The following is a 13,697-nucleotide window of genomic DNA, read 5'->3' as shown; positions in this document are numbered from 1 at the left end:
GATATCGCCGTCTCATATAATACGGGTTTATAATTATCCCCTATGTTCAATTGTCACTTATTTTAAAACTGATAAACTTCTGCTCCATCATTTCATGCATCGCATATTTAACGCCTTCTCGGCCAACACCGCTGTCCTTCCAGCCACCATAAGGCATATTATCAATCCGGTAAGTTGGGATGTCATTGATTACAACTCCACCTGTTTCCAAGCGTTCCGCTGCATAAAAAGCTCGTTCTATACTCGGAGTCATCACTCCTGAGTTCAATCCGTAACGTGAATCATTTGCATCATTGATGGCATCATCCAGCGTATCGAATGGGAAAATGCAGACAATTGGACCAAATACTTCGAAACGAAATACCTTTGAGTCACGATTTACATTGGTTAAGACGGTAGGCAATAGTACATTGCCTTCCACTGTACCGCCGCACTCAATTTTTGCTCCTTCCTGTACTGCCTCGTCAAGCCAACTTTGTAAACGCTCCAATGATTTTTTTGAAATAACCGCTGTAATATTTGTATTTTCCTCCAGGGGTGAACCGATGACAAGCTGTTTTGTTGCACTGACGAATCGATCTAAAAATTGTTGGTATAGTGATTGGTGGACATAAATTCGTTGAATCGAGATACATACCTGTCCATTATTCGTAAATGACCCCATTACACTTCTTTGAATGATTTTATCGATGTCGACTCCTTCATCAATGATGAACGGCGAATTAGATCCGAGTTCAAGCGTAAGCTTACGGAAGCCTGCCTGCTGCTGGATAAGGTGTCCGACCTCTACACTGCCTGTGAAAGTCACTTTTTTTACATGTGGATGGGTGGTCAGTGCTTCACTCAAAACATCCCCTTTGCCCGGTATGATGTTCAATACTCCGTCTGGCAACCCTGCTTCTTTAAAAATATCGGCAAGAACCATTGAACTCAACGGGGTTTGTTCGGCAGGTTTTAACACAATCGAATTTCCAGCCGCAATAGCTGGACCAACTTTATGTGCCACCAGATTAAAGGGAAAGTTAAATGGTGTAATCGCAGTAACGACGCCAATCGGGGTGCGAACCGTGAAGCCAAAGCGGTTTACCCCACCCACGGCCGCATCCATCGGGATTTGTTCTCCATAATTGTTCTTGGACGCTTCTGCAGCAAAACGATAGGTCTGAACCGTACGATTCATTTCTTCACGAGCATTTCGAATCGTTTTCGCCGCCTCTAGAGAAATGATTTTCGCAAGTTCTTCACTGCGTTCTTCCATGATTGCTGCAGCTTTAAATAAAATTTCCGCTCGTGCATGAGCCGGGTAGGATCGGTATTTCTGAAAAGCGGCATTTGCCTCAACAATCGCTTCAATGGCATCTGCTGGTTCAGCCTGTCCGATTTGTGCAATTTCTTCATTTGTATGGGGGTTGAATAAAGGCTCATACGATTTAGCCTCCCGCCATTTGCCACCGATCCACAATTGCCACTTTTTCTTCATTTGACATTCCTCCAATAATACATGCTCTTTATAATTTACAAATATAATCACCTAGTGTTTTCGATAGCTTTACATTTTCCGAATAATCGACATCCACATCAATCAGGACAATTTCCTGACTCGAAATCGCTTCTTCTAATGCATGAAGCAATTCATCGGAGTGGGTTACTTTCACTCCTTTAACCCCAAAACTTTTTGCGAATCCTAAAAAGTCTGGGTCTGTAAATTCAATCGCATTCGTACGATCAAATTTATTCAATTGCTTCCACTCGATAAGGCCAAATTTTGAATCATGGAATATGACAATAACGAAGGCAAGACCCAGACGTTTGGCAGTTGCCAATTCAACCCCATTCATCAGAAATCCACCATCCCCTGTAACCGCAATGACAGGTTTATCAGGTTTTGCCAATTTGGCCGCAATGGCACCGGGAACCGCAATACCCATTGATGCAAAGCCATTAGAAATGATCGTGTGATTAGGCTTTTCCGGCTGATACATCCTGGCAATCCATAATTTATGGGCGCCCACATCCGAAATGACAATGGCATTCCCTTTTTCCGCCTTTTTTATATCGGCAATAATTCGCTGAGGGATGATAGGGCTTCCTGATACTTCATCCGAAGAATGAAGCTTTTCAACAATCTGAGACCTTAACCTTTTAACTTCTGGCCAAAGTTCTCTTTTAGCTACACCAGTGGTCAAGGCTTCAAGTGCCTCAGTAACATTCCCGACCAATTCAGCATGTACGGGGTAATAGGCATCAATCTCAGCCGGTCGGGCATCAATATGAATAATCGGATTCATTGCCTCATCGTTCCAATACTTTGGCAAATACTCGACGAAATCATAGCCGACGGTGATAATAAGGTCGGCCAAATCAAACCCGCATAGAACATAATCCCTTGCTTGCATCCCTACTGTAAAAAGGGTCAATGGATGGTCAGAAGGTAAAACTCCTTTGGCCATGAACGAATTTACAACGGGAATTTGCTTCTCTTCTGCAAATTTCCGCAAAACCTCAGCAGCTTCATCGCGAACTACGCCATTACCAGCTAGAATAATCGGCTTTTTAGCGCGATTGATTAATTCTACGGCTTTTTTGATTTCTTCCTCGGCAGGGCGAGATCTTGGCATTGGTGTAACCCTTAGTGGTTCACCTTCTGTATCCATCATCGCCACATCTTCAGGGAGCTCGATATGTACGGCTCCCGGCTTTTCAATGACAGCTGTCTTAAATGCTTTACGGATAATTTCCGGAATAGTATTTGGTACCTTAATTTGTTGATTCCATTTCGTTACTTCCTCAAAAACGCCAATAATGTCCACATATTGATGCGACTCCTTATGAATGCGATCAAGGCCCGCCTGACCTGTAATCGCGACAACAGGGGAATAATCCAGATAAGCATTTCCTATTCCAGTCAATAAATTAGTTGCACCCGGCCCCAATGTGCCCAAGCAGACGCCAGGCTTTCCAGTTAGCCGGCCATATATATCTGCCATAAAAGCAGCAGCTTGTTCATGATGAACCAAGATAAATTCAATATCAGAGTTTATTAGAGAATCAATAAGATCCGTATTTTCTTCACCAGGTATCCCAAAAATATACTGAACCCCTTCATTCTCTAAACATCTTACAAACAAATCAGATGCCTTCAAATTATTCCCTCCTCGACCATTTCAATTTCTTTCCCTATATGTTGGCTTTGCCCACTAGAAATTATGTACTTGCGTATATTAAAACCATTTCGAACATTTGCAACTCTATGTGTCATAACTAGGAGGGGGAATATGGAAGCCAGTTCTAATCTATATAATAATATTTGACCGAAAACAGAAGCATCACGCCATACTACTGATGCGCTAAAAATCCGGCCCGGATTTCAGCAATATTTATTTAACGTGGAAACTGAAGGAAAGCCATTTTCAAGAGATGACTTCGAACATAATATGTACGTTTTATATTCGGCTTTCACTAGTTGAATGTATTTGTAAACTTGTGTCTTTAGTATTAGGTTGCTTTATTTTTAAATAAAAGTGTGAATAAAACGGCTTGGCAATATACCCCTATAGGTATAATATGAACTCACAAGTTAAGAAAACACAAACTCACGAGTAAAATGCTCAAATTCACGAGTAAATCGTGCAAACTCGCGAGTAAAATGCGATATATTTGGCTATGGGCTTATAATCATATGCACGATAATGTTGATAAAGAGGGTAATGAATATATTCATTATGACTATTTGTAAATAGATGGGAGGCGGACTATGGAGTATAATAAAAGCAGCATTCATCGTTTGAAGCGGATTGAAGGACAAATCAAGGGTGTTCTTCGAATGATGGAGCAGGGAAAAGATTGCATGGAAATCGTCACTCAGTTGTCGGCTGCACGTAATGCCATCGATAGGACCATGGGTGTCATCGTAAGTGCCAATCTAGAGCAATGCGTTCGGGAAAACGTCGAGAAAGGCGAAAGTACTGATCATTTAGTCAAGGAAGCGGTTAATTTACTGATTAAAAGCAGGTAAACGAATTTGACCTGAACAGTAGAAAAAGGAGTGTTTTTCATGACTTATATTTTACAAGTGGATTTTAAAATGGAGGGGCCATTTGGCCACGAAATGGTCAATGAATTTACTGATTTAGCAAAAGCCATTAATGATGAAGAAGGCTTGATCTGGAAGATTTGGACCGAAGACAGTGAGGCAAAGGAAGTAGGTGGCATTTATCTGTTTGAAACGAAAGAATCCGCATGTAAATACTTGACTATGCACACAGCTCGGTTAAAAGGGTTTGGTATAGAGAAGGTTAATGGAAAAATATTCGAAGTGAATGAAGGATTGACTACAATTAACCATGGACCAATTAAATAAAGAAAAAACCCATTCCATTCGTTTTTTAGTGAAGTGGGTTGACGAACTATATTTTTTAGAATATTATATACCCCGTAGGGTATTTAAGTGAAATGAAAAATAAATCAGGGGGAAAACATAATGACTGAAAAGAAAAGAACGACGATCATATTATTTAGTGGTGATTATGATAAGGCTATGGCTGCTTATATCATTGCAAATGGGGCGGCGGCTTACGATCATGAAGTGACCATCTTCCATACATTCTGGGGATTGAATGCTTTAAGGAAGGATGAGCCGATCTCATTAAAAAAAGGATTTCTTGAAAAAATGTTTGCAAAAATGATGCCGCGTGGTTCTGATAAAATGGGTCTATCAAACATGAACTTTGCTGGGATGGGGCCTAAAATGATCAAACATGTGATGAAAAAGCATAACGCCATGTCACTCCCAAATTTAATTGAGTTGGCCCAGGAACAGGAAATCAAACTTATAGCCTGTACGATGACAATGGATTTATTGGGTTTACAGCAAGAGGAATTATTGGATGGAATTGAGTATGCAGGTGTTGCAGCTTATTTAGCTGAAGCAGAGGATGGAAATGTAAACTTATTTATATAAATGGGGGTTTCAAATGGGAACTATGTTTAATCTCATCATATTAGGTTACATCGTTTGGTTTTTATATCAGCGCTTTGTCCCGGCAAAGGGGATAAAAAAAATAAATGCGGCTGAGTTAAAAGCTGTGTTGAATAATAAAGGAAATAAGCAATTCATTGATGTCCGTACTCCTAATGAATATAGGGGCAATCACATTAAGGACTTTAAAAATATACCTCTAAATGAACTTGGAAAAAGGGCATATGAACTTTCAAAAGATAAAGAAGTGGTTGTAATCTGCCAAAGCGGGATGAGGAGCAGTAATGCGAGTAAAGCATTGAAGAAACTCGGGTTTAATGAAGTCACCAACGTAAAAGGCGGCATGAGTTCTTGGCACGAATAAAAGGAGGATCTTAAAAAAATGAAAGAAATTTTACCGAATGAAGTGAACGCTTTATTGAAGGGAAACTCGCCAGTCCATATTATTGATGTGCGGGAGGTGGATGAAGTAAAGGCAGGGAAAATACCAAATGCTTTGAATATCCCGTTGGGTCTGGTGGAATTTAGAATGCAGGATCTGGATAAAGCAAAAGAATATATCATCGTCTGCCGTTCAGGGGGCAGAAGTTCAAGGGCGGCACAGTTACTTGAGGAACATGGTTATAAGGTGTTGAACATGATGGGTGGTATGAATGAATGGGAAGGTCCCACAGAATAATTTTATATCCGAATATACCCCCATCCCTATAAAGGATACAAGGAGGAAATAAAAAATGATTAAAACAAATTCCGTTTTGGATGCTAAAGGTTTAGCTTGTCCAATGCCAATCGTAAAAACGAAAAAAGCCATGAATGGGCTGGAAGCGGGGGAAGTACTCGAAGTTCAAGCAACTGATAAAGGGTCAACCGCCGACATGAAAGCTTGGGCGGAAAGTTCAGGTCACCAATATTTGGGTACGGTTGAAGAAGGAACAACACTAAAACATTATCTTCGGAAAGCAATCGGAGAAGAAACAGCAGTGAAGAAGCATGAAAAAATCATTTCAAATGAAGAACTTCTTCAACTAATGCAAGAAAACAGAAATATGATCATCCTGGATGTACGAGAATCGGCAGAGTATGCTTTTAATCATATTCCAGCAGCTAGATCCCTTCCAATGGGTGAATTGGAACAAAATATGGGTGAACTTGATAAAGAGTCACAGATTTTTGTGGTTTGCCGTACAGGCAGTCGAAGTGATCTTGCTGCACAAAAACTGACGGCGGCCGGTTTTGAACGAGTATTCAATGTTGTACCCGGCATGAGCCAATGGAACGGTCCTTCACAAAAATCCGTGAATGAATAAAAAAGTATAAAGTGTTTAACATCACAACGGCAGAAGCAACAGATCAAGAAGTGGCGATTTGCTTTAATTTCGAAGGCATTAGAAAGGCCAATGTTCCTTCCATTCCAGAATTAGTTACCATGGCACAGGAAATGGACGGTCAAGTTTATTGGGTGTCAAATGACCATGGACGTTTTGGGCATGGAATAAGAAGCTTGTTGACGGTATCGAAGTAGGTGGAGCGGTAACATTTTCGGAGTTCGCCAAGAATGCTGATGTTACATTAACCTTTTAATGAAGGAAAAATTTTTGAAATCATTAATACTATAGGGGGTATAAAATATGGCGTATAAGCAAATGACAGCCGCTGAGGTTTCAAAGAAAGTAATCAATAAAACTGACTTATTTATTTTGGATGTTCGAAATGAAAGTGATTACAATGATTGGAAAATTGAAGGGCAGAATTTTGAATTCCTTAATATCCCTTACTTTGATCTACTGGATGGCGTGGAAGAAATTCTCGATCAAATCCCGGCAAATAAAGAAATACTGGTAGTTTGTGCAAAGGAAGGCTCATCCGTTATGGTAGCTGAAATGTTATCTGAAGCTGGATTGGATGTTTCTTATTTAAAGGGCGGCATGAAAGCATGGAGTGAACATTTGGAACCAGTGAGGATCGGCGAATTGTCCAATGGCGGCGAACTTTTCCAATTTGTTCGACTTGGTAAAGGCTGTTTATCTTACATGGTCGTTTCCAATGGTGAAGCAGCCGTTATTGATTCTACTCGAATGATTGATGCCTACCTTGATTTCGCCAATGATATCGGCGTGAAAATTACACATGTTCTAGATACGCACTTACATGCCGATCATATTTCAGGTGGAAGACAAATAGCGGAAGTAACAAATGCAGCTTACTGGCTGCCGCCAAAAGATGCGGCTGAAGTAACTTTTGAATATCAGCCATTAGAAGGCGGGAAAGTGATAACGATTGGTCATACTGCGATTGATATCCAAGCATTATATTCCCCGGGCCATACCATTGGTTCGACTTCATTTGTGGTCGATCAAAAATACTTGCTAAGCGGGGATATACTATTCATTGATTCGATTGGCAGACCGGACCTAGCAGGGCTGGCTGAGGATTGGGTCGGCGACTTGAGAGAAACACTGTATACACGTTATAGAGAATTATCAGACGAGTTAATCGTATTGCCATCACATTTTATGATCATTGATGAATTGAATGAAGATGGAAGTGTCGCTAAAAAGTTGGATGCGCTGTTTGCTGAAAATCACGGATTGAACATTGCAGATGAAACGGAATTCAGAGAGCTGGTAACAGGTAATTTACCGCCTCAGCCAAACGCTTATCAAGAAATTCGTGAAACCAATATGGGGAAAATCGAGCCTGATGATGAAAAACAGCGCGAAATGGAAATCGGGCCAAATCGCTGTGCGGTTCGTTAATACCGATAAAAAAAGAAGCCAAGAAAATAGGAGGAATGAAATATGCATTCAGATAAAGTGTTAGATGCTAAGGGAATAGCGTGTCCAATGCCGATCGTTAAAACGAGAAAAGCGATGAATGATTTGCAAACCGGGCAAGTGCTGGAAATACATGTAACCGATAAAGGAGCTAAAGCCGACTTAGCCGCTTGGTCAAAATCCGGTGGCCATGAACTGGTGGAAACGGCAGAAGAAAATGATATACTGAAATTTTGGATTAGAAAAGGCTGATAAAGAGAAGGGAACCATTAGGGTTCCCTTCTTTTGAGGGAGGCACTTACAATGGATATCACCTTTGTCATGACCATCTTTTTGATTGGCTTTATAGGTTCATACGTTTCAGGAATGCTCGGCATCGGCGGTTCGATAATAAATTATCCAATGCTGCTGTTTATTCCCCCAATCTTCGGTTTAGCGGCATTTAGTGCCCATGATGTGACAGGTATAAGTGCTGTACAAGTCTTATTTGCTTCCATCGGAGGTATATGGAGCTATCGTAAGAGCGGACATTTAAATAAAACGCTGATTCTCTATATGGGGATCAGTGTGTTAATCGGAAGCGTGGTTGGAAGTTTCGGATCACAATCGATGTCGGAAAACGGAGTGAATATCGTCTATGGCATTTTGGCGTTGATAGCTGCTGTCATGATGTTCATTCCGAAGAAAGGGATAGATGACATCCCTTTGGATCAAGTTACATTCAACAAATGGCTTGCGGCCATCCTTGCCTTAATCGTAGGTTTAGGTGCCGGGATAGTCGGTGCCGGAGGGGGCTTTCTATTAGTTCCGATCATGCTTATCGTTTTAAGAATTCCAACCAGGGTAACGATTGCATCATCATTAGCAATCACTTTCATTTCATCCATTGGTGCAACAGCAGGGAAAATCTCAACGGGTCAAGTTGACTTCTATCCGGCATTGATCATGGTAGTTGCTAGTTTAATGGCATCTCCGATTGGGGCGATGGCTGGTAAAAAAATGAATGTAAAAGTGCTGCAAGTCATACTGGCTATATTGATTTTAGCAACGGCTGTGAAAACTTGGGTGGGGATCATGTCTTGAGTTTTGACCAGGAAGGAAGCAGGTGTGAAAATAATAGTAGTATTCTAAAAGAGTTCTATCGTTAAAGAATTGTTCACTAATTCCTTTTCCTCCATCACTTTTTTCTTATTAACTTGTACCAGATAAGTCAATGGGACTTCTGTTAATAGAAAAAGCTGACTGTTGAAAGTCAGCTTTTTCTTATTGTGGCCGTTGACAAATAATTAAAAAATTACCGCTAAAATAAACCAAACAATCATCAATAATTGAATTAATACTTTGGCTAAACTGCCGCCTAAAAAACCGATGATTGTTGCAAACCCAACTTTAGTAGCCTTCATTATATCTTTTTGAATGATTAATTCCGAAACGAGGACTGCTAAAAATGGTACGAGAATTATTCCAAAAGGAGGAAAGACAAATGAACCAACAATCGTGGCAATAGCTGCTATTGTCTCGGATGTTTTTGACCCCCCATACTTTTTAACAAAATAACTATTTGCGATAATGTCGGCCGCGATTAATACACCGCTCAACACAACCATACTGATCCAGAACCATAACGATAACCCATCAGAATTGATGAGGAATTGATAAACTGCAAATCCTCCCCAAATAGCAACAACCGAAGGAATAATAGGATAGACAATTCCTACAAAACTTAAAGCAAATAAGACGATCGTTAACCCCCACCATAAAATATCCAATAAAACTCCACCTTTTCGTACTTACTTATCATATACCTACTAAATTATATTTCTATTTAGGGACAAAAACCATTTATTCTTTTTTTGTATATTCGAATCCATCACACTTTTATTAAAATTAGATGTATAATCCGTAAAATTAGAGTGAATTGCCAAAAAGAACTTGTTGATGAATCCTTATAATAACACTTTAACTAGGGTTGTTGCGACAACCTTTTTCTTATTCAAAAAACTGGGCAGGTTAGTTGAAGATCATTTTCAAGCAAATGACATATATAAGCCATTTCCTTATAAAGATGTTGTAATATTAAAGGAAAAGTAGGAGGTTAAAGATGAAGACTTTCGATTTAAAATCAGGAACAAAAGTAATAATAGACGAAAGTAGAATAGTAATAGAAAGAACAAGTGGAAAAAGTGCAATGAAGGGTTTGTTTGCAGGGCGAGCAATGGGGCAAATGACCATAAAAACGTCATCAGTGACTGGGTTAATTCACTTTGCTGACTTTTTAATGATTTGTGCTTCTGGACTCCCGACTCCCAATGATTTTAAATTATCCAGCGTAGCAGAGATAAAACAATACCCTAACTGTATTGTGGCAAAAGAAAGTGAATTAGAAGAGTTATATCAATTTCTCAATGGATTTATTAAGTAAGGTTTCCATATGGGAAAATAAAAAAAAGAAAGCAGTTGATTTCTTCTAAGAAATACAACTGCTTTTAGCTTTTGAAAAAGTTTTTTACGGTATAGTTCAAATACAATTGGTTGTCATTTGAGAGCAATCAATAAGGTTGAAGATGTCTTTAAGGCAGCTTATTACTTATTCAACTTTCAAACAATAAAATATTTATAGTGCATTTATAATAAAATAAAGTAAGAATTGCATTATACTAACTGCTTCTTCCCAATTAATTCTTTTGGTTATTCTTGATCGAGTAGCTGTAAGAGATTTTTTATTTTTTCATGCTCAATATTTGGGTATTCATTCGTACAATCCCAAAGCTCCTCCATTAAATTATTTAAAACCTCCATATGTAGTAACCCTAAACATTATCAGATGCTATATCTATTTAGGCTATTTATTTAAGAGAGGGTTTAATTTCATCTTCTTCATTGTCTTTTAAATGGGGTATTAGAGAGTACCATTTGAAGAATATGTAATTATCTGTTGATAAGCCACCGAGTTTTTCTTTCAAGTGCTGTTTGTTCCTCATCATTATGAAATTGATCAAAAGTCCTTAGTAATTGTTTGTGGAAAGGATCCTGCGGATATTTACTAGCAAACAAGTATACAAAGACTTTTATAATTTACATAAAAGAAATAGCGCCACTAATTATAGCTAATACTGTTAAGATTAACGATGTCAAGATGGCCCATTTGTAAGCGAATTTCTGATATTCTCCAAGGTCTTTATCAACCATGCCAACTAATAGAATGGTTGATGCAACAAGTGGACTCATTAAATGAGCGGGTTGTCCCAATATAGAAGCCCGAGCAATTTCTAACGGACTAATACCATAGGAAGAAGCTGCCTCTGCAAGAATGGGGAGAACTCCAAAATAATAGGCATCATTCGATAAAACGAAAGTGAATGGCATACTTGTAATGCCAACAATGACAGGGAAAAACTGTCCTAATGAAGCAGGTATTATCGCAACCAGTCCATTAGCAATAGCATCAACCATTTTTGTACCGGAAAAGATTCCTGCAAATACTCCAGCCGCAAAAACTAGTAGAACAACAATTAGAGCATTTCCAGAATGTGCTAAGATACGTCTTTTTTGCATTTCCAGATTAGGGTAGTTAATCATTAAAGCAATAGCGAAACCGACCAAAAATAAAATAGGGGAAGGTACCAATCCCATAATAAGAATGACCATAATGCCTACCACAATTAGTAAGTTTACCCACAAATAACGAGGGCGTTTAATGTCAATATGAGGAAATGAATCATTGGCTTCATTTTCTACAGTAGCAGCAATTTCATTTTTCAACTCTTCAATGTGTATTACACCCAGTCGTTTACGTTCTTTTCTCCCTAAAATAAATGCGACGAAAATAACCCAAAGAGCACCACCGATCATGGTAGGAATAAGTGGAACAAAAAATTCGGATGCATCAAGTCCCAATACTGCTATTGCTCGGGTAGCAGGTCCACCCCAGGGGGTCATACCACTCATAACACTTAAAGCTAGCATGGCTACTGTGGCTAAAACCAATGGATTCATACCGATTCGTTTATAAAGTGGATACATGGCTGAAACAGTAATGATATACGTTGTTGTACCATCTCCATCTAGGGCCACGAGTAATGCAAGAATTGTGGTACCTATCGAAATTTTGACAGGATCTCCCTTGACAACTTTTAATAGCTTTTTGATAAGTGGGTCAAATAAGCCCGTGTCTATCATAATACCAAAAAACAATATGGCGAATAATAATAGAGCTGCAGAAGGAGCGACTAGCTTAATGCCTTCCATCATCATAGTGCCAATTTTACTTCCAAAACCACCAACCACTGCAAAAACGATCGGAACTAAAGTTAAAGCAACAATGGGTGATAAACGTTTGGACATAATTAAATAGGTAAAAACGGTAACCATGGAGATGCCTAAAATTGTAAGAAACATTATTAAATCCCCTCCCATATTTTGAATGCGCTTTCAAATGATCACTGGATGACTAAGAAATAATTTTGTGACTCTTCAGAAAAATTAACTGGTAGACTAATAAGTTTTACACTATGCTTATGCGCTTTTCTTTATTAAAGGTAATACAGGGAGAACAATAAGTTAAATACATATTTTTTTTGTATTGGTATCAAAATAATTTATTCTTAAAAAAAGATTGCGGAGAGGGCAATGAAAGCCAAGGGATAAGAGATACAATAAAGAAATTTTTAAAAATTTAATGCTATTTTTAGTGTTAAAAAGAAGGTCATCATCTAAATATTGTGTATGATAACCTTCTTTTCTTTATAAATAAGACTTTTTCATTGTCCTTGAGCAAAGCTTCCTCCTTTTTTATTTAACATTTAGTTTTACATTACTGTTCTTGTCTTTTTTTCTTAAACTTAATTTTAATACCAATTTTAGTAATGGAGGCACTGCGGCATAAATAAAAGCCATCCGAAATAGTTGATAGCTGGTAACAGTAGATACATCAGCATTTACTTCTTGTGCAATGATTCCCATTTGATCCATTCCACCAGGGGCTAAACTTAAAAAACCCGTAATAGTCGATAAATCATAATACTGGGTCAGTAGAAAACTAAAAAACATTGTTGCGCAGATCAAAATTAGTCCGTTCATCAAAGCCAATAATAAGGTTTTTCTTTTGTTGTCAAGTTGTTCCGGTTTTAATAGTAAACCGATATAACCGCCAACCATAAATTGAGATATATCAAGAAGTGAAGGAGGAAGTGGTGGTCCCTGCAAGCCTATAAGACCTATTGCAGCAGCAACGATTACTGGTCCTAAAAAGTAAGGAGCTGGTAATTTGAAAATTTTACCTATTCTTGCTGCGAGAAAACAAATAAGGGCGAACAGAAAGATAAGAGGAAATAAATCACTCCACTCTGGAATAACGTTATCCATTATTTTAGAGGAACCATTGGTACTATTCGCTGCAAAAATGGGACTGATAATTAAAAGGGGAACTAAGAAAACAACCATTATCACTCTTGTAACATGGAAAAAGGTTACTGTCGTAATATCAATACCTTTCATTTCTTCTGCAAACACAACGATTTGTGATAAACCTCCAGGAATACTACTCGTTAAAGAGGTAGGATAGTCAATGCCGGAATATTTTGACATAACAAAAGCAGAACATGCACACACAAGGACAATTAAGGTTGTAAGGATCAACATTGAGGGAAGGTGACTAATCATATCAGACAGTGAGCTCTTGGTAAAGGAGATGCCTATTGAATAACCTACAATAATTAACCCAGTATTTCTCATCGAAACGGGCCAAATTAATTTAACGTTTTTGAAGCGTGATGCAATTAATAGGGCTGCCATTGGACCAAGAAGCCAGGGGATTGGAAACCTGATAAGAGAGAAAAGGCCGCCTCCAATAAAAGCAGTTAGAAGTGCAGCAGAAAATTGGATTGTCTTGCTTGCATTATTTAAATCCCACTTTTTCATAATAATTCTCTTCCTTTGTATTAGTT

General features: G+C 38.6%; 15 protein-coding genes and 1 pseudogene. 11 read left to right on the top strand and 5 right to left on the bottom strand.

Annotation, left to right across the window (positions count from 1 at the left end; translation table 11 throughout):
• Positions 1 to 46 precede the first annotated feature (46 nt).
• Positions 47 to 1,480 carry an aldehyde dehydrogenase family protein gene (locus tag ACIQZD_RS13300; RefSeq protein ID WP_402903155.1) on the bottom strand — a complete coding sequence of 478 codons (1,434 nt, stop codon included), beginning with the start codon at positions 1,478 to 1,480 and terminating at the stop codon, positions 47 to 49.
• A gap of 28 nt (positions 1,481 to 1,508) precedes the next feature.
• Positions 1,509 to 3,143, bottom strand: coding sequence for an acetolactate synthase large subunit (locus ACIQZD_RS13295; RefSeq protein ID WP_402903152.1), 1,635 nt, complete (start codon positions 3,141 to 3,143; stop codon positions 1,509 to 1,511).
• Between the two features lie 611 nt (positions 3,144 to 3,754).
• Between ACIQZD_RS13295 and ACIQZD_RS13290 the strand changes: the two genes are divergently transcribed.
• The 10 genes and pseudogenes from ACIQZD_RS13290 (at position 3,755) to ACIQZD_RS13245 (ending at position 8,835) form a co-directional block, all read left to right on the top strand.
• Positions 3,755 to 4,015 (top strand): metal-sensitive transcriptional regulator, encoded by a 261-nt coding sequence (locus tag ACIQZD_RS13290; protein WP_402903149.1) that lies wholly within the window; start codon positions 3,755 to 3,757, stop codon positions 4,013 to 4,015.
• Between the two features lie 39 nt (positions 4,016 to 4,054).
• The gene (locus ACIQZD_RS13285; protein ID WP_402903147.1) at positions 4,055 to 4,360 is read left to right on the top strand and encodes a monooxygenase; all 306 of its coding nucleotides are present in this window, start codon (positions 4,055 to 4,057) and stop codon (positions 4,358 to 4,360) included.
• A 120-nt stretch (positions 4,361 to 4,480) separates the two neighbouring features.
• Positions 4,481 to 4,960 carry a DsrE/DsrF/DrsH-like family protein gene (locus ACIQZD_RS13280; protein ID WP_336866487.1) on the top strand — a complete coding sequence of 160 codons (480 nt, stop codon included), beginning with the start codon at positions 4,481 to 4,483 and terminating at the stop codon, positions 4,958 to 4,960.
• A gap of 22 nt (positions 4,961 to 4,982) precedes the next feature.
• Entirely contained in the window at positions 4,983 to 5,342 is a 360-nt protein-coding gene (locus tag ACIQZD_RS13275; protein ID WP_402903747.1) for a rhodanese-like domain-containing protein, read from the top strand.
• A gap of 18 nt (positions 5,343 to 5,360) precedes the next feature.
• The gene (locus tag ACIQZD_RS13270) at positions 5,361 to 5,657 is read left to right on the top strand and encodes a rhodanese-like domain-containing protein (protein WP_402903145.1); all 297 of its coding nucleotides are present in this window, start codon (positions 5,361 to 5,363) and stop codon (positions 5,655 to 5,657) included.
• Between the two features lie 55 nt (positions 5,658 to 5,712).
• Entirely contained in the window at positions 5,713 to 6,285 is a 573-nt protein-coding gene (locus ACIQZD_RS13265) for a sulfurtransferase TusA family protein (protein ID WP_402903141.1), read from the top strand.
• A pseudogene (locus tag ACIQZD_RS13260) lies at positions 6,282 to 6,559 on the top strand (DsrE/DsrF/DrsH-like family protein). The gene ACIQZD_RS13265 and the pseudogene ACIQZD_RS13260 overlap by 4 nt, the downstream one beginning before the upstream one ends.
• A gap of 47 nt (positions 6,560 to 6,606) precedes the next feature.
• Entirely contained in the window at positions 6,607 to 7,734 is a 1,128-nt protein-coding gene (locus ACIQZD_RS13255) for an MBL fold metallo-hydrolase (RefSeq protein WP_402903137.1), read from the top strand.
• A 42-nt stretch (positions 7,735 to 7,776) separates the two neighbouring features.
• Complete coding sequence (locus ACIQZD_RS13250; RefSeq protein ID WP_402903134.1) at positions 7,777 to 8,004, top strand: sulfurtransferase TusA family protein; 228 nt, start codon at positions 7,777 to 7,779, stop codon at positions 8,002 to 8,004.
• A gap of 51 nt (positions 8,005 to 8,055) precedes the next feature.
• Positions 8,056 to 8,835: a sulfite exporter TauE/SafE family protein gene (locus ACIQZD_RS13245; RefSeq protein WP_402903131.1), complete on the top strand. Its 780-nt coding sequence runs from the start codon at positions 8,056 to 8,058 to the stop codon at positions 8,833 to 8,835.
• 203 nt (positions 8,836 to 9,038) lie between these two features.
• On the opposite strand, the gene ACIQZD_RS13240 is transcribed toward ACIQZD_RS13245, so the two are convergent.
• Complete coding sequence (locus ACIQZD_RS13240; RefSeq protein WP_402903128.1) at positions 9,039 to 9,521, bottom strand: DUF456 domain-containing protein; 483 nt, start codon at positions 9,519 to 9,521, stop codon at positions 9,039 to 9,041.
• 332 nt (positions 9,522 to 9,853) lie between these two features.
• On the opposite strand from ACIQZD_RS13240, the gene ACIQZD_RS13235 reads away from it, so the two are divergent.
• Complete coding sequence (locus tag ACIQZD_RS13235) at positions 9,854 to 10,174, top strand: hypothetical protein (RefSeq protein ID WP_402903125.1); 321 nt, start codon at positions 9,854 to 9,856, stop codon at positions 10,172 to 10,174.
• Between the two features lie 653 nt (positions 10,175 to 10,827).
• On the opposite strand, the gene ACIQZD_RS13230 is transcribed toward ACIQZD_RS13235, so the two are convergent.
• Together ACIQZD_RS13230 and ACIQZD_RS13225 are read right to left on the bottom strand one after the other, a co-directional pair.
• Complete coding sequence (locus ACIQZD_RS13230) at positions 10,828 to 12,150, bottom strand: CitMHS family transporter (protein WP_402903122.1); 1,323 nt, start codon at positions 12,148 to 12,150, stop codon at positions 10,828 to 10,830.
• Between the two features lie 393 nt (positions 12,151 to 12,543).
• Positions 12,544 to 13,671 (bottom strand): AbrB family transcriptional regulator, encoded by a 1,128-nt coding sequence (locus ACIQZD_RS13225; RefSeq protein WP_402903119.1) that lies wholly within the window; start codon positions 13,669 to 13,671, stop codon positions 12,544 to 12,546.
• Positions 13,672 to 13,697: the final 26 nt, after the last annotated feature.

It is taken from the genome of Peribacillus sp. NPDC096447 (assembly GCF_044762725.1).
Taxonomy (GTDB): Bacteria; Bacillota; Bacilli; order Bacillales; family DSM-1321; genus Peribacillus.
This window is presented reverse-complemented; position numbering and strand designations above follow the sequence as displayed.

What these genes read in the sequence shown, in the direction of transcription:
- ACIQZD_RS13280 (WP_336866487.1), top strand. Translation starts at nt 4,481, where the DNA reads ATGACTGAAAAGAAAAGAACGACGATCATATTATTTAGTGGTGATTAT.
- ACIQZD_RS13250 (WP_402903134.1), top strand. Translation starts at nt 7,777, where the DNA reads ATGCATTCAGATAAAGTGTTAGATGCTAAGGGAATAGCGTGTCCAATG.
- ACIQZD_RS13235 (WP_402903125.1), top strand. Translation starts at nt 9,854, where the DNA reads ATGAAGACTTTCGATTTAAAATCAGGAACAAAAGTAATAATAGACGAA.
- ACIQZD_RS13245 (WP_402903131.1), top strand. Translation starts at nt 8,056, where the DNA reads ATGGATATCACCTTTGTCATGACCATCTTTTTGATTGGCTTTATAGGT.
- ACIQZD_RS13285 (WP_402903147.1), top strand. Translation starts at nt 4,055, where the DNA reads ATGACTTATATTTTACAAGTGGATTTTAAAATGGAGGGGCCATTTGGC.
- ACIQZD_RS13255 (WP_402903137.1), top strand. Translation starts at nt 6,607, where the DNA reads ATGGCGTATAAGCAAATGACAGCCGCTGAGGTTTCAAAGAAAGTAATC.
- ACIQZD_RS13270 (WP_402903145.1), top strand. Translation starts at nt 5,361, where the DNA reads ATGAAAGAAATTTTACCGAATGAAGTGAACGCTTTATTGAAGGGAAAC.
- ACIQZD_RS13300 (WP_402903155.1), bottom strand. Translation starts at nt 1,480, where the DNA reads ATGAAGAAAAAGTGGCAATTGTGGATCGGTGGCAAATGGCGGGAGGCT.
- ACIQZD_RS13275 (WP_402903747.1), top strand. Translation starts at nt 4,983, where the DNA reads ATGTTTAATCTCATCATATTAGGTTACATCGTTTGGTTTTTATATCAG.
- ACIQZD_RS13265 (WP_402903141.1), top strand. Translation starts at nt 5,713, where the DNA reads ATGATTAAAACAAATTCCGTTTTGGATGCTAAAGGTTTAGCTTGTCCA.
- ACIQZD_RS13290 (WP_402903149.1), top strand. Translation starts at nt 3,755, where the DNA reads ATGGAGTATAATAAAAGCAGCATTCATCGTTTGAAGCGGATTGAAGGA.
- ACIQZD_RS13225 (WP_402903119.1), bottom strand. Translation starts at nt 13,671, where the DNA reads ATGAAAAAGTGGGATTTAAATAATGCAAGCAAGACAATCCAATTTTCT.
- ACIQZD_RS13230 (WP_402903122.1), bottom strand. Translation starts at nt 12,150, where the DNA reads ATGTTTCTTACAATTTTAGGCATCTCCATGGTTACCGTTTTTACCTAT.